Genomic DNA, 18,229 nt, shown 5'->3' on the forward strand with positions numbered 1-18,229 from the left:
GGACTTTACTCCACGATCGCTTCGGCTTCAGCCTGGGGTGCTTCCGCACCACCACGGCCGAGCAGATCGGCGATCTTCTTGCCACGACGCTGCGCAACCGACTTCGGGCTCACCTGGCTGGTCAGCGCCTCGAAGGTCGCACGGATCATGTTGTACGGGTTGGACGTACCGACCGACTTGGTCACCACGTCGGCAACGCCGAGCGATTCGAACACGGCGCGCATCGGGCCACCGGCGATGATGCCCGTTCCCTGCGGTGCCGAGCGCAGCGTGACGAGACCGGCACCGAAGTGACCGTTACCGTCATGATGCAGCGTGCGGCCTTCCTTCAGCGGAACGCGGACCATTGCCTTCTTGGCAGCAGCCGTCGCCTTGGAAATGGCTTCCGGCACTTCGCGTGCCTTGCCATGACCGAAGCCGACACGGCCCTTGCCGTCGCCCACGACGACCAAAGCCGCGAAGCCGAAGCGCTTACCGCCCTTGACCGTCTTCGAGACGCGGTTGATGTGAACCAGCTTCTCGATCAGCTCTTCGCCGCCATCATCGGCACCGGGGCCGCCACGACCGCGATTGTCGCGACCGCCACGGTTGTCACGGCCGCCACGATTCTGGCCACCGCCGCCGGGGCCACCGCGACCACGACCGCCGCGGGGACCGCGGGCGTCGGGAGCGGCTGCGCCTTCGGGAGCTGCCGTAGCTTCGGTTGGAATGTTGTCGTCAGCCATAATTAGAACTCCAATCCGGCTTCACGCGCGGCAGTCGCCAACGCCTTGACGCGACCGTGGAACAGGAAGCCACCGCGATCGAACACGACCTGCGTGACGCCAGCAGCCTTGCAGGCCTCGGCGATGCGGGTGCCGACAGCCGTCGCTGCGTCGATGTTGGCGCCGGACGTGTCGCGCACGTCCTTTTCCAGCGTCGAAGCAGCTGCGATCGTCACGCCCTGCGCGTCGTCGATGATCTGCGCATAGATGTGGCGGCCCGAGCGATGGATCGACAGCCGCGGACGGCCCGATCCACGCGCACGGAGCGCGGTGCGGTTGCGGCGGCGCCGCTTCTCGAAGAGAGACATACCCTTGGTCGACATTACTTCTTCTTCCCTTCCTTGCGGAAGATGAACTCGCCGTCGTACTTGATGCCCTTGCCCTTATACGGCTCGGGCTTGCGCCAGCGACGGATTTCAGCGGCCAGCTGGCCGACCTTCTGCTTGTCGGAACCCGAAATCTCGACCGTCGTGTTGTCCGGGGTCTTGACTTCGATCCCTTCCGGCACGTCGATGTTGACGTCGTGGCTGTAGCCGAGCTTGAGGTTCAGCGTCTTGCCCTGAACCGCAGCGCGGTAGCCCACGCCATTGATCAGCAGCTTCTTGGTGAAGCCGTCCGACACGCCGGTGATGAGGTTCTGCACCAGCGTACGCTGCATGCCCCAGAACGCGCGAGCGCGCTTGGTCTCATTCGCCGGGTTGACGGCGATGCCGCCATCTTCAAGCACATAGCTGATCTCTTCGCGCAGCGGCATGGCGAGGGTGCCCTTGGGCCCCTTCACGCTGAGCTGCTGGCCTTCGATCGTCGCGGTCACGCCGCTCGGGATCGTGACCGGCTTTTTACCGATGCGGCTCATCAGAACACCTCCGCGAGGACTTCGCCGCCGACATTCTGTTCGCGCGCTTCGGCGTCGGACAGAACGCCGCGAGGCGTGGAGACGATCGTGATGCCAAGGCCATTCATGACCCGCGGCAGTTCGGTCGAAGCCGAATAGACGCGACGGCCAGGCTTGGACACGCGCGCGACATGCTTGATCGCGGGCTGGCCCTCGAAATACTTCAGCTCGATGCGGATGCCGGCCGCAGGGCCCATCTGCTCTTCGCTATAGCCACGGATATAGCCCTCGCGCTGGAGCACGTCGAGCACGCGGGCCCGCAGCTTGGAGCCCGGCGTCAGGACGGAGTCCTTGCGCGCGCGCTGGCCGTTGCGGATGCGGGTGAGCATATCACCCAGGGGATCGGTCAATGCCATCTGTTGATCCTTACCAGCTCGACTTCGTAACGCCCGGGATCAGGCCCTTGTTGGCCAGATCGCGCAGCTGAATACGGCAGAGGCGGAACTTGCGATAATATGCGCGCGGACGACCGGTCAGCTCGCAGCGGTTGCGGATGCGCGTCGGGTTGCCGTTGCGGGGGATCTCGGCCATCTTGAGACGGGCTTCGATCCGCTCGCCGTCGCTGAGCGACGTATCGGCAGCGATCGCCTTCAGCGCCGCGTACTTGGGCGCATACTTCTTGACCAGCATCTTGCGACGCTCGTTCTTGTTGACAGAACTTACCTTCGCCATCTTATGCCGCCTTCTTTTCGGTGTCAGCGTCTTCGATCGGGAACGGGAAACCGAACAAACGGAGCAGCTCGCGCGCTTCCTCGTCGGTCTTCGCCGTGGTTGCCACGATCACGTCCAGGCCACGAATCTTGTCGATCCGGTCATAGCTGATTTCCGGGAACACCAGCTGTTCCTTCAGGCCGCAGGCATAGTTGCCGCGTCCGTCGAACGACTTGGGGTTGAGCCCGCGGAAATCGCGAACGCGGGGAAGCGCGATCGTGATGAAACGGTCCAGGAATTCGTACATGCGCTCACGGCGAAGGGTGACCTTCACGCCGATCGGCATGCCTTCGCGCAGCTTGAACTGTGCAATCGACTTCTTGGCCTTGGTCACGACGGGCTTCTGCCCTGCGATCAATTCCATTTCGCCAAAGGCCTGATCGACCTTCTTCTTGTCCTGCGTGGCTTCGCCAACGCCCATGTTCAGCACGATCTTGTCGATGCGCGGAACTTCCATGGCGTTCTTGTAGCCGAACTTCTCGGTCATCGCCTTGACGATCTTGTCGTCATAGATGCCCTTCATCCGGGGCTTGTAAGCTGCATCAGCCATCGATCTTGTCTCCGGTCTTGACCGCAACACGGACTTTCTTGCCGTCCTGGGTCTCGAAACGAACGCGCGTGGGCTTGCCGTCGGCGGTCACGTGAGCGACCTTGGAGACGTGCAGCGGCGCTTCGGCGCGCTTCAGGCCACCCTGCGGGTCACCCTGGCTCGGCTTTACGTGGCGAACGGCAACGTTCACGCCCGCAACGACGACCTTGCCGTCCTTGGGGAGTGCCATCGTGACTTCACCGGTCTTGCCCTTGTCCTTGCCGGACAGAACGATGACGCGGTCGCCCTTCTTGATCTTTGCGGTCGCCATTACAGCACCTCCGGCGCGAGACTGATGATCTTCATGTGCTTCTTGCCGCGCAGTTCGCGAACCACTGGGCCAAAGATACGGGTGCCGATCGGCTCCTCATTCTTGTTGACCAGCACGGCTGCGTTCGAATCGAAGCGGATCACCGACCCGTCGGCGCGGCGAATGTCCTTCGCCGTACGCACGATGACGGCACGGTGCACGTCGCCCTTCTTCACGCGACCGCGCGGTGCGGCCTCCTTCACGCTGACGACGATGATGTCGCCAACGCCTGCAACACGACGCTTGGACCCGCCAAGCACCTTGATGCACATAACCCGCTTCGCGCCGCTATTGTCAGCGACCTCGAGATTGGATTGCATCTGGATCATAGATCCGCTTCCTTCTCATCTGGGGCCGATACCGACCGGACCCCGCCTCGATCAATGGAGCCGCGCGAACGCGGCCCCGCTCTTATGCGTCGACGTCGACCCGGTCCGGCGTCGCGTGGGTGTTGACCCGATCGATCACCTTCCAGGTCTTCAGCTTGGAAATCGGCGCGGTCTCTTCGATCCGCACGGTCTCGCCCTGCTTGAACTCATTGCCCTCGTCATGGGCATGATACTTCTTCGTACGGCGGATGATCTTGCCATAGAGCGCGTGCTTGACCTTACGCTCCACGTTCACGACCACCGTCTTGTCGCCCTTGTCGGAGACGATCAGCCCCGTCAGCACGCGCTTTGGCATGTCTAAATCCTTACTTTGCCGCAGTGTCGCGCGAACGCGCGGACTGCAGGGTCTTGATGCGAGCGATGTCGCGACGGACTTCCTTGACCCGGCTCGGCTTTTCGAGCTGGTTGGTCGCGGCCTGGAAACGGAGGTTGAACGCCTCGCGCTTCAGGTTGCCGAGCTCTTCGCCCAGCTGGTCCTCGGTCTTCGCCTTGAGGTCGGAGCGACGCGTGTCGATCTTCGCCATGTTATGCAACTCCCAGATGCGAGGTGTCGCCGAGACGGGCAACGACCTTCACCTTGATCGGCAGCTTCATCGCTGCACGGCTGAACGCCATGGCCGCGATGTCGCCCGGAACGCCGTCCAGTTCGAACAGGATACGGCCGGGCTTGACGCGGGCTGCCCAATATTCCGGCGAACCCTTGCCCTTACCCATGCGGACTTCGGCGGGCTTGCCCGAGACGGGAACGTCCGGGAAAACGCGGATCCACAAACGGCCCTGGCGCTTGATGTGACGCGTGATCGCGCGGCGAGCCGCCTCGATCTGGCGTGCGGTGAGACGATCCGGCTCCATCGCCTTCAGGCCGTACGACCCGAAGTTGAGCGTGGTGCCACCCTTGGCGTCGCCATGGATGCGGCCCTTGAAGGCCTTGCGGAACTTGGTCTTTTTCGGTTGCAGCATGATCTATTCCTTAGCGGCGCGGATCAGGCCGGACGCCGGAAGTCTGCGCTTCCATCATCAGCCGGTCGGTCGCCATCGGGTCATGACCCAGGATTTCGCCCTTGAAGATCCAGACCTTCACGCCGCACACGCCGTATGCCGTGTGTGCAGTCGCTTCAGCGTAATCAACGTTGGCGCGCAGCGTGTGGAGCGGCACGCGACCTTCGCGATACCATTCCGACCGTGCGATCTCGGCGCCGCCAAGACGGCCGCCGCAGTTGATCCGGATGCCTTCGGCGCCCAGACGCATCGCCGACTGCACCGCACGCTTCATGGCGCGGCGGAAGGCGATACGACGCTCGAGCTGATCGGCGATGCCCTGTGCAACCAGCTTGCTGTCGACTTCCGGCTTGCGGATTTCGACGATGTTCAGGCTGACGTCGGACGTCGTCATCTTGCCGAGCGTGCGGCGCAGCTTTTCGATGTCCGCACCCTTCTTGCCGATGATGACACCGGGACGGGCAGCGAAGATCGAAACGCGGCATAGCTTGGCCGGACGGTCTATGACCACCTTGGAGATCGCCGCCTGCGGCAGCGTCTTCAGGATGTACGCACGCATCTTGAGATCTTCGAGCAGAAGACGGCCGTAATCGGCCCCTTCCGCATACCAGCGGCTATCCCAGGTGCGGTTGATCTGCAGGCGCAGACCGATCGGGTTCGATTTCTGACCCATTATGCTTCTTCCTGCTCGCGCACGACGATGCGCAGACGGCTGAACGGCTTGAGGATGCGCGTCGACTTGCCACGACCGCGGGTCGCGAAGCGCTTCATCACGATCGACTTGCCAACCGAAGCCTCTGCGACGACGAGCGAGTCGACGTCGAGATTGTGGTTGTTCTCGGCATTGGCGATGGCGGATGCCAGCACCTTGCGCGCGTCAACCGCCATGCCCTTGGTCGAGAACTGCAGGATGTTCATCGCATCGCCGACCTTCTTGCCGCGGATCAATGCCGCGACGAGGCCGAGCTTCTGCGCGGAACCACGGATTTGCGTGCCGACCGACAGCGCCTCGTTATCCGCCACGCGGCGGGGAGCTTTTGCCTTAGCCATTAGCGCTTGCCCTTCTTGTCCGCGGCATGGCCGGGGAAATAGCGCGTCGGCGCGAACTCGCCGAGCTTCATGCCCACCATGTCCTCGTTGACAGAAACCGGCACGAACTTGCGGCCGTTATAGACGCTGAAGGTCAGGCCAACGAACTGCGGCAGGATCGTCGAGCGGCGCGACCAGGTCTTGATCGCACCACGCGCGTTGGTTTCCTGCGCGGTTTCTGCCTTCTTCAGCAGGTGAAGGTCCACGAACGGACCCTTCCAGACGGAACGAGCCATCGTTTAGCCCTTCTTCTTGGCGTGACGGCTGCGGATAATCATCTTGTCCGTCGCCTTGTTATGACGGGTGCGCGCACCCTTGGTCGGCTTGCCCCACGGGGTAACCGGATGACGGCCGCCCGAGGTCCGGCCTTCACCACCGCCGTGCGGATGGTCGACCGGGTTCTTGGCGACGCCGCGCGTCAGCGGGCGGATGCCCAACCAGCGATTGCGACCCGCCTTGGCGAGGTTGGTGTTGCCGTTGTCGGGGTTCGAAACCGCGCCAACCGTCGCCATGCAATTGGCGTGGATGTAACGCTGCTCGCCCGAGTTGAGGCGGACCATGACCATGCCCTTGTCGCGACCGACGACCTGCACATAGGTGCCGGCCGACCGTGCGAGCTGACCGCCCTTGCCCGGCTTCATCTCGACGTTGTGGACGATCGTGCCGACCGGCATCTGGCCCAGTTCCATCGCATTGCCCGGCTTCACGTCGGTCTTCTTGTCCGCGATCACCTTGTCGCCAACGGCGAGGCGCTGCGGCGCAATGATGTACGCAACGTTTTCCTTGCCATCGGCGGTCTGACCATAATTGATCAGCGCGATGAAGGCAGTGCGGTTGGGATCATATTCGATCCGCTCGACCACGCCATCGACGCCCCAGTTACGGCGCTTGAAGTCGATGATGCGGTAGCGCTGCTTGTGGCCGCCGGCGATGCCGCGCGAGGTCACATGGCCCTTGTTGTTGCGCCCGCCGGTCTTGCGCTTGCCTTCGGTCAGCGCCTTGACGGGGCCGCCCTTGTGCAGGCCGGAACGGTCGACGAGGATGAGACCGCGTCGTGCCGGGCTGGTCGGATTATAATGCTTCAATGCCATCGGATCAGATCCCCGTCGTCACGTCGATGGACTGGCCGTCCTTCAACGTCACGATCGCCTTCTTGATGTCGGAGCGGGTGTAGGGCGCGCCCTTCCACTTCTTGGTCTTGCCCTTCTGGACGATCGTGTTCACGCCCAGGACGGTCACGTCGAACAGCGCCTCGACCGCAGCCTTGATCTGCGGCTTGGTCGCGTCGTTGGTGACCTTGAAGACGACCGCGTTATGCTCGCTGAGCAAAGTGGCCTTTTCGGTGATGTGCGGTGCGACGATCACGTCATAATGACGCGCGTCGATCGCGGCTTTCTGCTTAGCCATTGAAGCGCGCCTCCAGCATTTCGACGGCAGCGCGGGTCAGGACCAGCGTGTCGTGCTTAAGGATGTCATAGACGTTGGCACCGGCGGCCGGCATCACGTTGATCGTGTGCAGGTTGCCCGCTGCCAGCGCGAAGCTGGTCTCGACCGCTGCGCCGTCAATGACGAGCGCGGTCTTGCCCCACCCTCCATCTGGGCCGAGCTTTGCCCAGTCCGCGATCAGCGTTTTGGTCTTGCTCTCGGCGACCGTCAGGCTGTCCATGACAACCAGCGTGCCTGCCTGAGCGTGGCTCGACAGCGCCATCTTCAGACCGAGCGCGCGAACCTTCTTGTTCAAACCGGGGTTGAAGTCGCGGGTCCGCTGACCATGCGCCTTACCACCGCCGACGAAGATCGGAGCGCGGCGATCGCCGTGACGTGCCGTACCACCGCCCTTCTGGCGACCGAACTTCTTACCGGTGCGAGCAACGTCAGCGCGCTCACGCGTGCCGCTTGCGGTCGCGCGACGCTTTTCGAGCTGCCAGGTGACAACGCGGTGCAGGATGTCGGCGCGCGGATCGAGGCCGAAGACCTCATCGTTGAGCTCGATGTCCGCGCCTGCGGTGTCGGCGAAGGATTGAACCTTGACCTTCATGTTCAGCCCTCCTGGCCGTCGGTCGCGTCCACGGTCGCGACGTCAGCAGGCGTCTCGGCGGGAGCGGTGTCGTTGTTGTTGGCGACCTGCTTCAGGCCGGCGGGATACGGCGCATCGGCGTGACGCGCGACCTTCACCGAATCCTTGACGAGCAGCCAGCCACCCTTCGAGCCAGGGACCGAACCCTTGACGAAGATGAGGCCACGCTCGACGTCGGTCGAAACGATTTCGAGATTTTGCTGGGTGCGGTTCTTGTCGCCCATGTGCCCGGCCATCTTCTTGTTCTTGAAGACCTTACCCGGATCCTGACGCTGACCGGTCGAACCCAGCGAACGGTGCGAGACCGAAACGCCGTGCGTTGCGCGCAGACCGCCGAAGCCCCAACGCTTCATACCGCCCTGGAAGCCCTTACCCTGGGTCACGCCCTGGATATCGACGATCTGGCCAGCGACATAATGGTCGGCCGAGATGGTCGCGCCGACTTCGAGCAGAGCATCTTCGCTCACGCGGAATTCGGCGAGCTTCGCCTTGGGCTCAACTTCGGCCTTGCCGAAATGGCCACGCTGCGGCTTGGCAACGTTCTTTGCTTTTGCGGTACCCGCGCCCAGCTGGACTGCGACATACCCATCACGATCGGCCTCGCGAACGGCCACAACTTGCAGATTTTCCAGCGCCAGAACGGTCACGGGCACATGGCGCCCATCGTCCTGGAACCAGCGGGTCATCCCCATCTTTTTCGCGATCACGCCAGTGCGCATGATCAATGCTCCATTCAATGCAGAGGCACCCCTCGGACCATTCCGAAGGGTGCGTACTCAGCCCAATTTTATTTTATACTGCGGCCCCGACCCGGGCTGGTGCTCCCCGCGTCGGCGGTGGAGCGTGTCGGGGGACGCAGACCCGGATAAATCCGGCGGTATCCCATCTATCGGGCGACACCGAAGTGTCACCGAATCTCTTGGAGGCGCGCTATTACGCGAGCTTGATCTCAACGTCAACGCCTGCGGCGAGGTCGAGCTTCATAAGCGCGTCGACCGTCTGCGGGGTCGGCTGCACGATGTCGAGCATGCGCTTGTAGGTGCGGACTTCGAACTGCTCGCGCGACTTCTTGTCGATGTGCGGACCGCGGTTCACGGTGAACTTCTCGATGCGCGTCGGCAACGGAATGGGACCACGGATGAGAGCGCCGGTGCGGCGCGCGGTGTCGGCGATGTCGCCGGTCGCCTGATCGAGCACGCGATGATCGAACGCCTTGAGGCGGATGCGGATATTGCTGTCCATAGTCCCTACCGATGCGAAAGAGCGGGCCCCGTAGCGGGGCTCTTGCTGTTCAAAACCAAAACTGGAGGCGGGCCACTACAGGGGCCTCCACAAAAAAGCAACCGCCCACGCCTCGTTTGAGGCGCAGGCGGCAACTTTTCTTTTAGCAGCTTACTTCGAGATGCCGCTGACGATGCCCGAACCAACGGTACGGCCGCCTTCGCGGATCGTGAAGCGCTGACCAACGTCCATAGCGATCGGTGCGATCAGCTTGACGCCGAGCGCGATGTTGTCGCCAGGCATGACCATTTCGGTGCCCTCAGGCAGCTCGACGGTGCCGGTGACGTCCGTGGTGCGGAAGTAGAACTGCGGACGATAGTTGGCGAAGAACGGCGTGTGACGGCCACCTTCGTCCTTCGACAGCACGTACACTTCCGACTGGAAGTCGGTGTGCGGCTTGATCGAGCCGGGCTTGCAGAGCACCTGGCCACGCTCAACTTCTTCACGGCCAACGCCGCGGATCAGCGCGCCGATGTTGTCGCCTGCCTGGCCCTGGTCGAGCAGCTTGCGGAACATTTCGACGCCCGTGACGGTGGTCTTGCGGGTGTCGTTGATGCCGACGATCTCGACTTCTTCGCCAACCTTGACGATGCCGGTCTCGACGCGACCGGTGACGACCGTACCACGACCCGAGATCGAGAACACGTCTTCGATCGGCATCATGAACGGCTTGTCGAGCGGACGCTCGGGCTGCGGCAGGTACGTGTCGACAGCCTGCATCAGCTTGAGGACGGCGTCATGGCCGATCTCGGGCTGCTTGTCTTCGAGCGCGCAAACGGCCGAACCCTGGATGACGGGGATGTTGTCGCCGTCGAAATCATAGGACGAGAGCAGTTCGCGGATTTCCAGCTCGACGAGCTCGAGGATCTCGGCGTCGTCGACCAGATCGACCTTGTTCATGAACACGACCATCGTCGGCACGCCGACCTGACGGGCGAGCAGGATGTGCTCGCGGGTCTGTGGCATCGGGCCGTCGGTCGCCGAAACGACGAGGATCGCGCCGTCCATCTGCGCCGCACCGGTGATCATGTTCTTCACATAGTCAGCGTGGCCCGGGCAATCGACGTGCGCATAGTGACGCTCGGTCGTCTCATACTCGACGTGTGCGGTCGAGATGGTGATGCCGCGCTCGCGCTCTTCAGGTGCCTTGTCGATGTTGGCATAGCTGGTGAAGGTCGCGCCGCCGGTTTCCGCGAGCACCTTGGTGATCGCAGCCGTGAGCGAGGTCTTGCCGTGATCGACGTGGCCGATCGTGCCGATGTTGAGGTGCGGCTTGGTCCGCTCGAACTTTGCTTTTGCCATTTTTCCTACCTTATTGATCGTTTTCGGTTCGCCACAGCGCCACGCGAAGGGGGCCCCATAGCGGGAGTTTTCAGGTTACGCCAGCCCTAGCGCCGATCACCGGCGCCAGGTTTAGCGTCTTAGGCCAGCTTCGCCTTCACTTCGTCGGCAACGTTGGCAGGCACTTCTTCGTAATGCGAGAACTGCATCGAGTAGTTCGCACGACCCTGGGTGAACGAGCGCAGCGCGTTCACATAGCCGAACATGTTCGCCAGCGGGACCATTGCGTCCACCGACTGCGCGTTGCCGCGCGTGTCGGTGCCCTGGATCTGGCCACGACGGCTGTTCATGTCGCCGATCACGTCGCCCAGATAATCCTCAGGCGTAATAACTTCGACCTTCATGATCGGCTCGAGCAGCTTGATGCCGGACTTCTGCGCCGCTTCGCGCATCGCTGCACGGGCGGTGATTTCGAACGCCAGCGCCGACGAGTCGACGTCATGGTACGCACCGTCATACAGCAGCACTTCGAAGTCGATGATCGGGAAGCCGACCAGCGAGCCCGTAGCCGCCGTCTCGCGGAAGCCCTTTTCGATCGCGGGGATATATTCCTTCGGAATGTTACCACCCTTGACCTCGTCCTTGAAGACGAAGCCCGAACCACGCTCGCCCGGAGTCAGCTTGACCTTGACGCGACCGAACTGACCGGTGCCGCCCGACTGCTTCTTGTGCGTGTAGTCGATGTCGACCGGCTTCGCGAGATATTCGCGATACGCCACCTGCGGCGCGCCGACATTGGCCTCGACCTTGAACTCGCGCTTCATGCGGTCGACCAGGATTTCGAGATGGAGCTCGCCCATGCCCTTGATGATGGTCTGGCCGCTTTCCGAATCGGACGAGACGCGGAACGACGGGTCCTCGCGAGCAAGCCGATTGAGCGCGACGCCCATCTTTTCCTGGTCCGCCTTGGTCTTCGGCTCCACCGACAGCTCGATCACGGGCTCGGGGAATTCCATCCGCTCGAGGATGATCGGAGCGTTCATCGCGCACAGCGTGTCGCCGGTCGTGGTGTCCTTGAGGCCTGCGAGAGCGACGATGTCGCCCGCGTATGCCACCTGGATGTCCTCACGCTCGTTCGCATGCATCAGCAGCATGCGACCGACCTTTTCCTTCTTGTCCTTGACCGAGTTCGTGACCTGCGACGCGGTTTCGAGCTTGCCCGAATAAATGCGCGCGAAGGTCAGCGTGCCGACGAACGGATCGTTCATGATCTTGAACGCGAGCGCCGAGAACGGTGCCTCGTCCGACGAAGGACGCTCGTCCGGGGTCACGCCGTCGATCTTGAGGCCCTGAATGGCGGGAACGTCGAGCGGCGACGGCAGATAGTCGACAACGGCGTCGAGCAGCGGCTGCACGCCCTTGTTCTTGAACGCCGAACCGCAAACGACTGGCACGAACGAGAAGTTAAGCGTACCCTTGCGGATCAGCTTCTTGAGGTCGGCCGTGCTCGGCTCGTTGCCCTCGAGATACGCCTCCATCAGGGCGTCGTCCTGCTCGACCGCCATCTCGATCAGGTCGCTGCGATACTTAGCGGCCTTCTCGGCGAGGTCCGCCGGGATGTCGGTATAGGTGAACTTCGCGCCCAGGCTCTCTTCGAGCCAGATGATCGCGCGGTTCTCGACCAGGTCGACCAGGCCCTTGAAGTCGCCTTCCATGCCGATCGGCAAATACAGCACGGCCGGGCGCGCCCCCAGACGATCGATGATCGACTGAACGCAGAAATAGAAATCGGCACCGGTGCGGTCGAGCTTGTTGACGAAGCACATGCGCGGCACTTTGTACTTTTCAGCCTGGCGCCACACGGTTTCCGACTGCGGCTCAACGCCGGCAACGCCGTCGAAGCAGGCAACCGCGCCATCGAGCACGCGCAGCGAACGCTCGACTTCGATCGTGAAGTCGACGTGCCCGGGGGTGTCGATGATGTTGATCAGGTGCTCTTCGCCCTTGCCTTCGCTGGCGCGCCACTTGCACGTCGTAGCAGCCGACGTGATCGTGATCCCGCGCTCCTGCTCCTGCTCCATCCAGTCCATCGTCGCGGTGCCTTCATGCACTTCGCCGATCTTGTAGGACTTGCCGGTGTAATAAAGAATACGCTCGGTCGTCGTCGTCTTACCGGCGTCGATGTGCGCCATGATGCCGATGTTGCGATAGCGTTCGAGCGGATGGCTGCGGGCCATGTCAGTGCTTCCTTAGCGATGTGGGGAGCCGGATGGTCCGGCTCCCCACGATATAGGTTACGATTGCAGCGAGCGCCAGCTTACCAGCGGTAGTGCGAGAAGGCGCGGTTGGCCTCGGCCATACGGTGCGTATCTTCGCGCTTCTTGACGGCATTGCCACGGTTATTGGCGGCATCCATCAGCTCGCCCGACAGGCGTGCCGACATGGTGTTCTCCGACCGCGCACGCGCAGCGGCGATCAGCCAGCGGATTGCCAGGGCCTGGGCGCGCTCGGGGCGCACTTCGACCGGGACCTGATAGGTCGCACCGCCGACGCGGCGGCTGCGGACTTCGATGCCGGGCTTCACATTGGTGAGCGCGTCATGGAAAACCGCGACGGGATCCTTCTTCGCACGAGCTTCGACGGTTTCCATCGCGCCGTACACGATCAGTTCCGCGACGGACTTCTTGCCGTCAAGCATCACCGAATTCATGAACTTCGAGAGGACCTCATCACCGTACTTAGGATCGGGGAGGATGATACGCTTTTCTGGGCGACGACGACGTGCCATTTCAATTCTTCCTTCTAAACTTCAGCCATCTGGGATCGGCTAATCGAGCCGACCGGCTTACTTCGGACGCTTAGCGCCGTACTTGGAACGCGACTGGCGACGATCCTTCACACCCTGTGTATCGAGCACGCCGCGCAGAACGTGGTAGCGCACGCCGGGAAGATCGCGAACGCGACCGCCGCGGATCAGCACGACCGAGTGCTCCTGCAGGTTGTGGCCCTCACCGGGGATGTAGCTGATGACTTCGCGGCTGTTGGTCAGGCGGACCTTGGCCACCTTGCGCAGTGCGGAGTTCGGCTTCTTCGGGGTCGTCGTATAGACGCGGGTGCAAACGCCACGCTTTTGCGGGTTCTGCTCCATGGCAGGGACCTTGGACTTGGCCTTCTGCGGATCGCGGCCCTTGCGGACCAACTGGTTGATCGTCGGCATTGAATCTCTTCACCTTGACTGTTGGTTACTTTGCTGGAGCCATCACGCCCCCCCGAACAAAATGGGGAATACAAAAAGGGCCATTGGGCGTGAAACCACCCCCTGGGCCCTGGAATGCATCCAGCAATGTTCAAGCACTGGCCCGGAGCAAGCCCCGGTCAAGCGGAGGTGCGCATACAGCGGGTTCGCGGCGGGGTCAACTGAGTCGGCGCGGTGGGTGTTGCCAGTTGGAGTCGGAACGAGAATGACGACAAGAGTGGGGCACTGAACCGCCGCCCGGACTGGGAGTGGCAGCGATGGGATGGTAACGTTTCGGGCAGACATGCCCCTCTCTGGTGCAGAGGGGCATGTCTGCTAGTCTCTGTTTTATGTCGAATCGGAACCAGATGATCGGGCGCAGCGGCGAGAAACGCTTTAGCTTGCTGTGTACGGATCACGATGTGACCTGTAACCGTTCGGAAGAGGACGACTACGGCTGGGATAAGTTCATAGAATTCCCGCCCCGCGCACGTTCGAGCATCGCATTGGACATGCAGCCGAACGCGCCGCGAGCACTGGTGCAGGTCAAGGCGACGAAAGGCGACCAGCGAACCGTCTCGTTGAAGCTGGACAATGCCATTCGCTACGCTCGATCCGAACTACCCACATTCATCGTCCTTGCAGTGCTGGAGGGCGATCGGACCATCTGGTACGCTAAGCACGTCTGGGCCCAGCTGATCGGAGCTTGGCTGCTCGCCGGTCGCATGGCGGACGCTAACGGCACCCCTCCGCATACGACACAGATTTCGCTGACCTTCAGTGACGACGATCGTCACGACGATCTTCTCGGCTGGATGGCCGGGGAAATCGCCACGGAGAGCTTCGACTATGTCAAGCGCAAAGGAAATATCGTCCAGACCATCGGATTTGGGGAGCGTGCGGGCGTTATCAAGGCGACCGTGGGCTCCGAACACGCGCATGACATATTCGATCTAATGCTCGGGCTGAAGGACAGCCTGAAGGTGACTCGTTTTACCTACACATCCGAGCGCTTCGGAATACAAGCCCGCGAACCCGAAATCGACGAAATCGGCGTTCTGTTGTCCGTCAAGCCTTACGCCGATCGGGGTACGCTACACCTCAACTTTCCGGGGATCAGGCGCTGCACGGTCGCAGCGCGCCTGTACAGCGCGAATGACGGCACCCATTGTGCTTGGCGGCTTGATGCTGGCGGGCTTGACATCGTCGTCGGCCCGCAAGACCGGACCCGAGTGCGGGCGCACCTGAAGCAGGAGACTTCCACAACGATGGATCAGTTGCTCCTGTTCGCGCTTCTGCAGCAGATGCCTCCAGAGGCGTGGATAGACCTCGAAATGCGCATCAACGATCAGGTCCTCGATCTTGGATCGATCTCGATGAGCATGGGCTCAGGCACCGGGTGGCCCCTGCTCACGATCGCAATTGACGCGATGCGTACCGTGACCAAGTTTTCGGCGCAGACCGAGCCGGAATGTTCGATGGGTGATGTGCTCCGTGCTTCGCATGAGTTGGGGGTGCTGGGTGGCCTTATCGGCAATGTCGCATTACGGCTAAGTTGCGTTCCCAATTCCGGTGTCTCCCAAGCGTTCAAGTCTATGCTCTCATTTAGCAGTGCCCGAGTTAGGGATCTTTCTTTTGGTGCCGTCGCTCGTCGCGACATCGTATCGAGAGAGGTAAAGGGCGGTCGTCTCGAGTTATACTTTGCTCCTCCAACGGTCATATGGACATCGATGGATGCAGACGCGGCGCAACATCACGATCGGATTTCCGCCGCCTATCAGAACGAACTGGCGCGGATGACGCCTCGCGGCGATATCCTGGCGATCGGCGACCTCCGCCTGATAGCAGATGGAAGTGGCAGCGATCGCCCAATTATGAACGATTAACCTTGCGCGCACCTCCAATCGCCCCCCGCAAACCCCAGTCGCATCCGCCGCGCGAGTGGGATACAGGACAGCGGTGACATACGATCTCCTCATCGTCGGCGGCGGTATCAACGGCTGTGCGATCGCGCGCGAGGCCAGCCTGCTTGGCCTCAAGGTCCTCCTGGTCGAGCGCGACGATCTCGCCGCGCACACCTCCTCAGCCTCGACCAAGCTGATCCATGGCGGCCTGCGCTATCTCGAATATTATGAGTTCAAGCTCGTCGCCGAGGCGCTGCGCGAGCGCGAGCGGCTGGTGAAGGCCGCGCCGCACATCATCCATCCGCTGCGCTTCGTTCTGCCGCACGAAAATGCGCTCCGGCCGTGGTGGATGGTACGGCTCGGCCTCTATCTCTATGATTTTCTGGGCGGCAAGATGACGCTGGCGCGCTCGCGCGGGCTACGGCGGAGCGACACCGCCTTCACCGCGCCGCTTAAAGATGCGGGCAAGGGCTTCGTCTATTCGGACGCGTTCGTCGATGATTCGCGGCTGACCGTACTCAACGCGGTCGATGCCGCCGCCAACGGGGCCGAAATTGCGGTTGGCACCGCGCTCGATTCGGCGCGGCGCGAGGGCGATGTCTGGCGTGCTACTCTGTCCGATGGCCGCACCGTCACCGCCCGCGCGCTGGTCAATGCCGCCGGGCCGTGGGTGCATCAGTTGCTCGGTCGGCTCGGCGTCAACGCCGCCTCGGGCGTGCGGCTGGTCAAGGGCAGCCACATCGTCGTGCCGCGCCTGTATGAGGGCGACCACGCTTATATCCTGCAGCAGCCCGATGGCCGCATCGTCTTCGCCATCCCTTATCAGGGGGCCTTTACCGAGATCGGCACCACCGACATTCCGGTCGATGCCCCCGAAGACGCGCAGATCGACGCGGGCGAAATCGCTTATCTGTGCGATGCAGTGAACCGCCATTTCGTCCGGCAGATCAGCCCCACCGACGTCACCTCCACCTGGTCGGGGGTGCGCCCGCTTTATGACGATGGCGCGAGCGAAGCCAAGGCGGTGACGCGCGATTATGTGCTGGAGTTCGATACCAACGGGCCGACCTTGCTCTCCATCTTCGGCGGCAAGATCACGACGGCACGGCATCTCGCCGAAGAGGCGTTGGGCAAACTGTCTGGCCCGATGGGCTTCACCGCGCATCCGGTGACGCGGGCGCGAGTGTTTCCCGGCGGTGCAATCCCCGATTTTGCGCAGTTCCTGACCCAAGTCCGCGCGCGGTGGCCGTTTCTGGGCGACGCGCAGTCGGAGCGGATGGCGCACGCTTATGGAGCACGCCTCGCCGAAATGCTCGACGGCATCGATAGCGCAGCCGCGCTCGGAACCGATCTTGGCGGCGGTCTCACCGAAGTCGAGGCGCGCTGGCTGCATGATCGCGAATGGGCGCGCAGCACCGACGACGTCCTGCTCCGCCGCACCAAATTGGGGCTGCATCTGAGCGAGGCCGAGCGCGCGCAGGTTGAGCGCTGGTGGACGGCAACTTTCCCGACTGCGGGCGGGAACGATGTGGATCACGGGCGAGTTACCGCGGCCTAGGCACACAACCATCCCAGTACAGCCGCCCGCGCCTGCGCGTAGCGGTGGCAAAAGGATTTCCCATGACCACCACCACCCACGCCTTTGCCGCACATGCCGCCGACGCGCCGCTCGCCCCCTTCACCTTCGAGCGTCGCGATCCCCAACCCGATGACGTGGCGATCGACATCCTGTTCTGCGGCGTCTGCCATTCCGACCTGCACACCGTGCGCGGCGAATGGGGCGGCACACTGTATCCGTGCGTGCCGGGGCATGAAATCGTCGGTCGCGTTACCGCAATCGGCAACAACGTCACCAAATTCGCGGTCGGAGACATTGCCGGCGTCGGCTGCATGGTCGACAGCTGCGGCCACTGCCCGTCCTGCAACGACGGTGAAGAGCAATATTGCGAAACCACCGGCTTTGTCGGCACCTATAACGGACCCGATCCGGTGATGGGCGGCCACACCATGGGCGGCTATTCCGACCATATCGTGGTGAAGCAGGATTTCGTGCTGAAGGTCACGCATGACGAGGCCGATCTCGCCGCCGTCGCGCCGTTGCTGTGCGCCGGTATCACCACCTATTCGCCGCTGCGCCATTGGAAAGTGGGACCAGGGCAGAAGGTCGGCGTCGTCGGCCTGGGCGGGCTCGGCCATATGGGCGTCAAGATCGCCGCCGCGATGGGGGCCGAGGTCTATGTGTTCAGCACCTCCCCCAGCAAGCGCGACGATGCCAAGCGGCTGGGCGCGACCGACCTGATCGTGTCCAAGGACCCGCAAGCGATGGCGGACCATGTCAACAGCTTCGACTTTATCCTCAACACCGTCGCTGCCGCGCATGATCTCAACCCGTTCCTCGCGCTGCTCAAGCGCGACGGGACGATGACGCTGGTCGGCGTGCCCGAATCGCCGCATCCCGCGCCCGACGTCGGCCATCTCGTGTTCAAGCGCCGCGCGCTGGCAGGATCGTTGATTGGCGGGATCAAGGAGACGCAGGAGATGCTCGATTTCTGCCGCGAACATGGCCTGACCGCCGATATCGAGATGATCCGCATCCAGGATATCGATGCCGCTTATGACCGGATGGTGAAGAGCGACGTGAAGTATCGTTTCGTCATCGACATGCAGTCGCTGAAGCAGGCGTAAAACGTCCCCCACGTCCGTTC

General features: G+C 62.5%; 26 protein-coding genes. 3 read left to right on the forward strand and 23 right to left on the reverse strand.

Annotated features, from left to right (window positions below; translation table 11 throughout):
• Window positions 1-5: 5 nt before the first annotated feature.
• The 23 genes from rpsE to rpsL all read right to left on the reverse strand — a co-directional run bounded on the left by rpsE (window position 6) and on the right by rpsL (window position 13,602).
• Window positions 6-725, reverse strand: a complete 720-nt coding sequence (gene rpsE, locus ON00_RS05150) for a 30S ribosomal protein S5 (protein ID WP_010403712.1) — start codon at window positions 723-725, stop codon at window positions 6-8.
• Window positions 726-727: 2 nt separating this feature from the next.
• On the reverse strand, window positions 728-1,087 hold the full coding sequence (rplR, locus tag ON00_RS05155) for a 50S ribosomal protein L18 (protein WP_010403713.1): 360 nt from the start codon (window positions 1,085-1,087) through the stop codon (window positions 728-730).
• Complete coding sequence (gene rplF / locus ON00_RS05160) at window positions 1,087-1,620, reverse strand: 50S ribosomal protein L6 (RefSeq protein WP_010403714.1); 534 nt, start codon at window positions 1,618-1,620, stop codon at window positions 1,087-1,089. Before rplF ends, rplR begins: the two co-directional genes overlap by 1 nt.
• Complete coding sequence (gene rpsH, locus ON00_RS05165) at window positions 1,620-2,015, reverse strand: 30S ribosomal protein S8 (RefSeq protein ID WP_010185507.1); 396 nt, start codon at window positions 2,013-2,015, stop codon at window positions 1,620-1,622. The genes rplF and rpsH overlap by 1 nt, the downstream gene beginning before the upstream one ends.
• A 10-nt stretch (window positions 2,016-2,025) precedes the next feature.
• Entirely contained in the window at window positions 2,026-2,331 is a 306-nt protein-coding gene (gene rpsN / locus ON00_RS05170) for a 30S ribosomal protein S14 (protein WP_010403717.1), read from the reverse strand.
• A gap of 1 nt (window position 2,332) precedes the next feature.
• Window positions 2,333-2,920 (reverse strand): 50S ribosomal protein L5, encoded by a 588-nt coding sequence (gene rplE, locus ON00_RS05175; protein ID WP_010403719.1) that lies wholly within the window; start codon window positions 2,918-2,920, stop codon window positions 2,333-2,335.
• Complete coding sequence (gene rplX / locus ON00_RS05180; protein WP_010403721.1) at window positions 2,913-3,230, reverse strand: 50S ribosomal protein L24; 318 nt, start codon at window positions 3,228-3,230, stop codon at window positions 2,913-2,915. Before rplX ends, rplE begins: the two co-directional genes overlap by 8 nt.
• On the reverse strand, window positions 3,230-3,598 hold the full coding sequence (gene rplN / locus ON00_RS05185; protein ID WP_010403723.1) for a 50S ribosomal protein L14: 369 nt from the start codon (window positions 3,596-3,598) through the stop codon (window positions 3,230-3,232). The genes rplX and rplN overlap by 1 nt, the downstream gene beginning before the upstream one ends.
• Window positions 3,599-3,680: 82 nt before the next feature.
• Window positions 3,681-3,953, reverse strand: a complete 273-nt coding sequence (rpsQ, locus tag ON00_RS05190) for a 30S ribosomal protein S17 (RefSeq protein WP_010403725.1) — start codon at window positions 3,951-3,953, stop codon at window positions 3,681-3,683.
• 10 nt (window positions 3,954-3,963) lie between these two features.
• Window positions 3,964-4,182 (reverse strand): 50S ribosomal protein L29, encoded by a 219-nt coding sequence (rpmC, locus tag ON00_RS05195; RefSeq protein WP_010403727.1) that lies wholly within the window; start codon window positions 4,180-4,182, stop codon window positions 3,964-3,966.
• A 1-nt stretch (window position 4,183) separates the two neighbouring features.
• Window positions 4,184-4,618, reverse strand: a complete 435-nt coding sequence (rplP, locus tag ON00_RS05200; RefSeq protein WP_010164579.1) for a 50S ribosomal protein L16 — start codon at window positions 4,616-4,618, stop codon at window positions 4,184-4,186.
• Window positions 4,619-4,628: 10 nt separating this feature from the next.
• On the reverse strand, window positions 4,629-5,330 hold the full coding sequence (gene rpsC, locus ON00_RS05205; RefSeq protein ID WP_010403730.1) for a 30S ribosomal protein S3: 702 nt from the start codon (window positions 5,328-5,330) through the stop codon (window positions 4,629-4,631).
• Complete coding sequence (gene rplV, locus ON00_RS05210) at window positions 5,330-5,707, reverse strand: 50S ribosomal protein L22 (protein WP_010403732.1); 378 nt, start codon at window positions 5,705-5,707, stop codon at window positions 5,330-5,332. The genes rpsC and rplV overlap by 1 nt, the downstream gene beginning before the upstream one ends.
• Window positions 5,707-5,982, reverse strand: a complete 276-nt coding sequence (gene rpsS / locus ON00_RS05215) for a 30S ribosomal protein S19 (RefSeq protein WP_010164582.1) — start codon at window positions 5,980-5,982, stop codon at window positions 5,707-5,709. The genes rplV and rpsS overlap by 1 nt, the downstream gene beginning before the upstream one ends.
• Window positions 5,983-5,985: 3 nt before the next feature.
• Complete coding sequence (rplB, locus tag ON00_RS05220; protein WP_010403733.1) at window positions 5,986-6,837, reverse strand: 50S ribosomal protein L2; 852 nt, start codon at window positions 6,835-6,837, stop codon at window positions 5,986-5,988.
• 4 nt (window positions 6,838-6,841) lie between these two features.
• Entirely contained in the window at window positions 6,842-7,153 is a 312-nt protein-coding gene (locus ON00_RS05225) for a 50S ribosomal protein L23 (RefSeq protein ID WP_010403734.1), read from the reverse strand.
• A complete protein-coding gene (gene rplD / locus ON00_RS05230; RefSeq protein WP_010403735.1) occupies window positions 7,146-7,784 on the reverse strand; it encodes a 50S ribosomal protein L4 in 639 nt (212 codons plus the stop codon). Before rplD ends, ON00_RS05225 begins: the two co-directional genes overlap by 8 nt.
• 2 nt (window positions 7,785-7,786) lie before the next feature.
• On the reverse strand, window positions 7,787-8,542 hold the full coding sequence (rplC, locus tag ON00_RS05235; protein ID WP_010403739.1) for a 50S ribosomal protein L3: 756 nt from the start codon (window positions 8,540-8,542) through the stop codon (window positions 7,787-7,789).
• A 214-nt stretch (window positions 8,543-8,756) separates the two neighbouring features.
• Window positions 8,757-9,065, reverse strand: a complete 309-nt coding sequence (gene rpsJ, locus ON00_RS05240; protein ID WP_007406109.1) for a 30S ribosomal protein S10 — start codon at window positions 9,063-9,065, stop codon at window positions 8,757-8,759.
• Window positions 9,066-9,215: 150 nt separating this feature from the next.
• Window positions 9,216-10,406, reverse strand: a complete 1,191-nt coding sequence (gene tuf / locus ON00_RS05245; protein ID WP_010403740.1) for an elongation factor Tu — start codon at window positions 10,404-10,406, stop codon at window positions 9,216-9,218.
• Between the two features lie 119 nt (window positions 10,407-10,525).
• Complete coding sequence (gene fusA / locus ON00_RS05250) at window positions 10,526-12,622, reverse strand: elongation factor G (RefSeq protein WP_010403742.1); 2,097 nt, start codon at window positions 12,620-12,622, stop codon at window positions 10,526-10,528.
• Between the two features lie 80 nt (window positions 12,623-12,702).
• Window positions 12,703-13,173, reverse strand: a complete 471-nt coding sequence (gene rpsG, locus ON00_RS05255) for a 30S ribosomal protein S7 (RefSeq protein ID WP_010403744.1) — start codon at window positions 13,171-13,173, stop codon at window positions 12,703-12,705.
• 57 nt (window positions 13,174-13,230) lie between these two features.
• Window positions 13,231-13,602 carry a 30S ribosomal protein S12 gene (gene rpsL / locus ON00_RS05260; RefSeq protein WP_010185487.1) on the reverse strand — a complete coding sequence of 124 codons (372 nt, stop codon included), beginning with the start codon at window positions 13,600-13,602 and terminating at the stop codon, window positions 13,231-13,233.
• A gap of 347 nt (window positions 13,603-13,949) precedes the next feature.
• Here rpsL and ON00_RS05265 point away from each other — a divergent pair, with 347 nt between their 5' ends.
• From ON00_RS05265 to ON00_RS05275, 3 genes are all read left to right on the forward strand, one after another.
• Entirely contained in the window at window positions 13,950-15,506 is a 1,557-nt protein-coding gene (locus ON00_RS05265) for a hypothetical protein (RefSeq protein WP_010403747.1), read from the forward strand.
• A 73-nt stretch (window positions 15,507-15,579) separates the two neighbouring features.
• On the forward strand, window positions 15,580-17,082 hold the full coding sequence (glpD, locus tag ON00_RS05270) for a glycerol-3-phosphate dehydrogenase (RefSeq protein ID WP_010403752.1): 1,503 nt from the start codon (window positions 15,580-15,582) through the stop codon (window positions 17,080-17,082).
• A gap of 62 nt (window positions 17,083-17,144) precedes the next feature.
• Window positions 17,145-18,209: an NAD(P)-dependent alcohol dehydrogenase gene (locus tag ON00_RS05275; protein WP_010403753.1), complete on the forward strand. Its 1,065-nt coding sequence runs from the start codon at window positions 17,145-17,147 to the stop codon at window positions 18,207-18,209.
• Window positions 18,210-18,229 lie beyond the last annotated feature (20 nt).

It is taken from the genome of Sphingomonas echinoides ATCC 14820 (assembly GCF_000241465.1).
Taxonomy (GTDB): domain Bacteria; phylum Pseudomonadota; class Alphaproteobacteria; order Sphingomonadales; family Sphingomonadaceae; genus Sphingomonas; species Sphingomonas echinoides.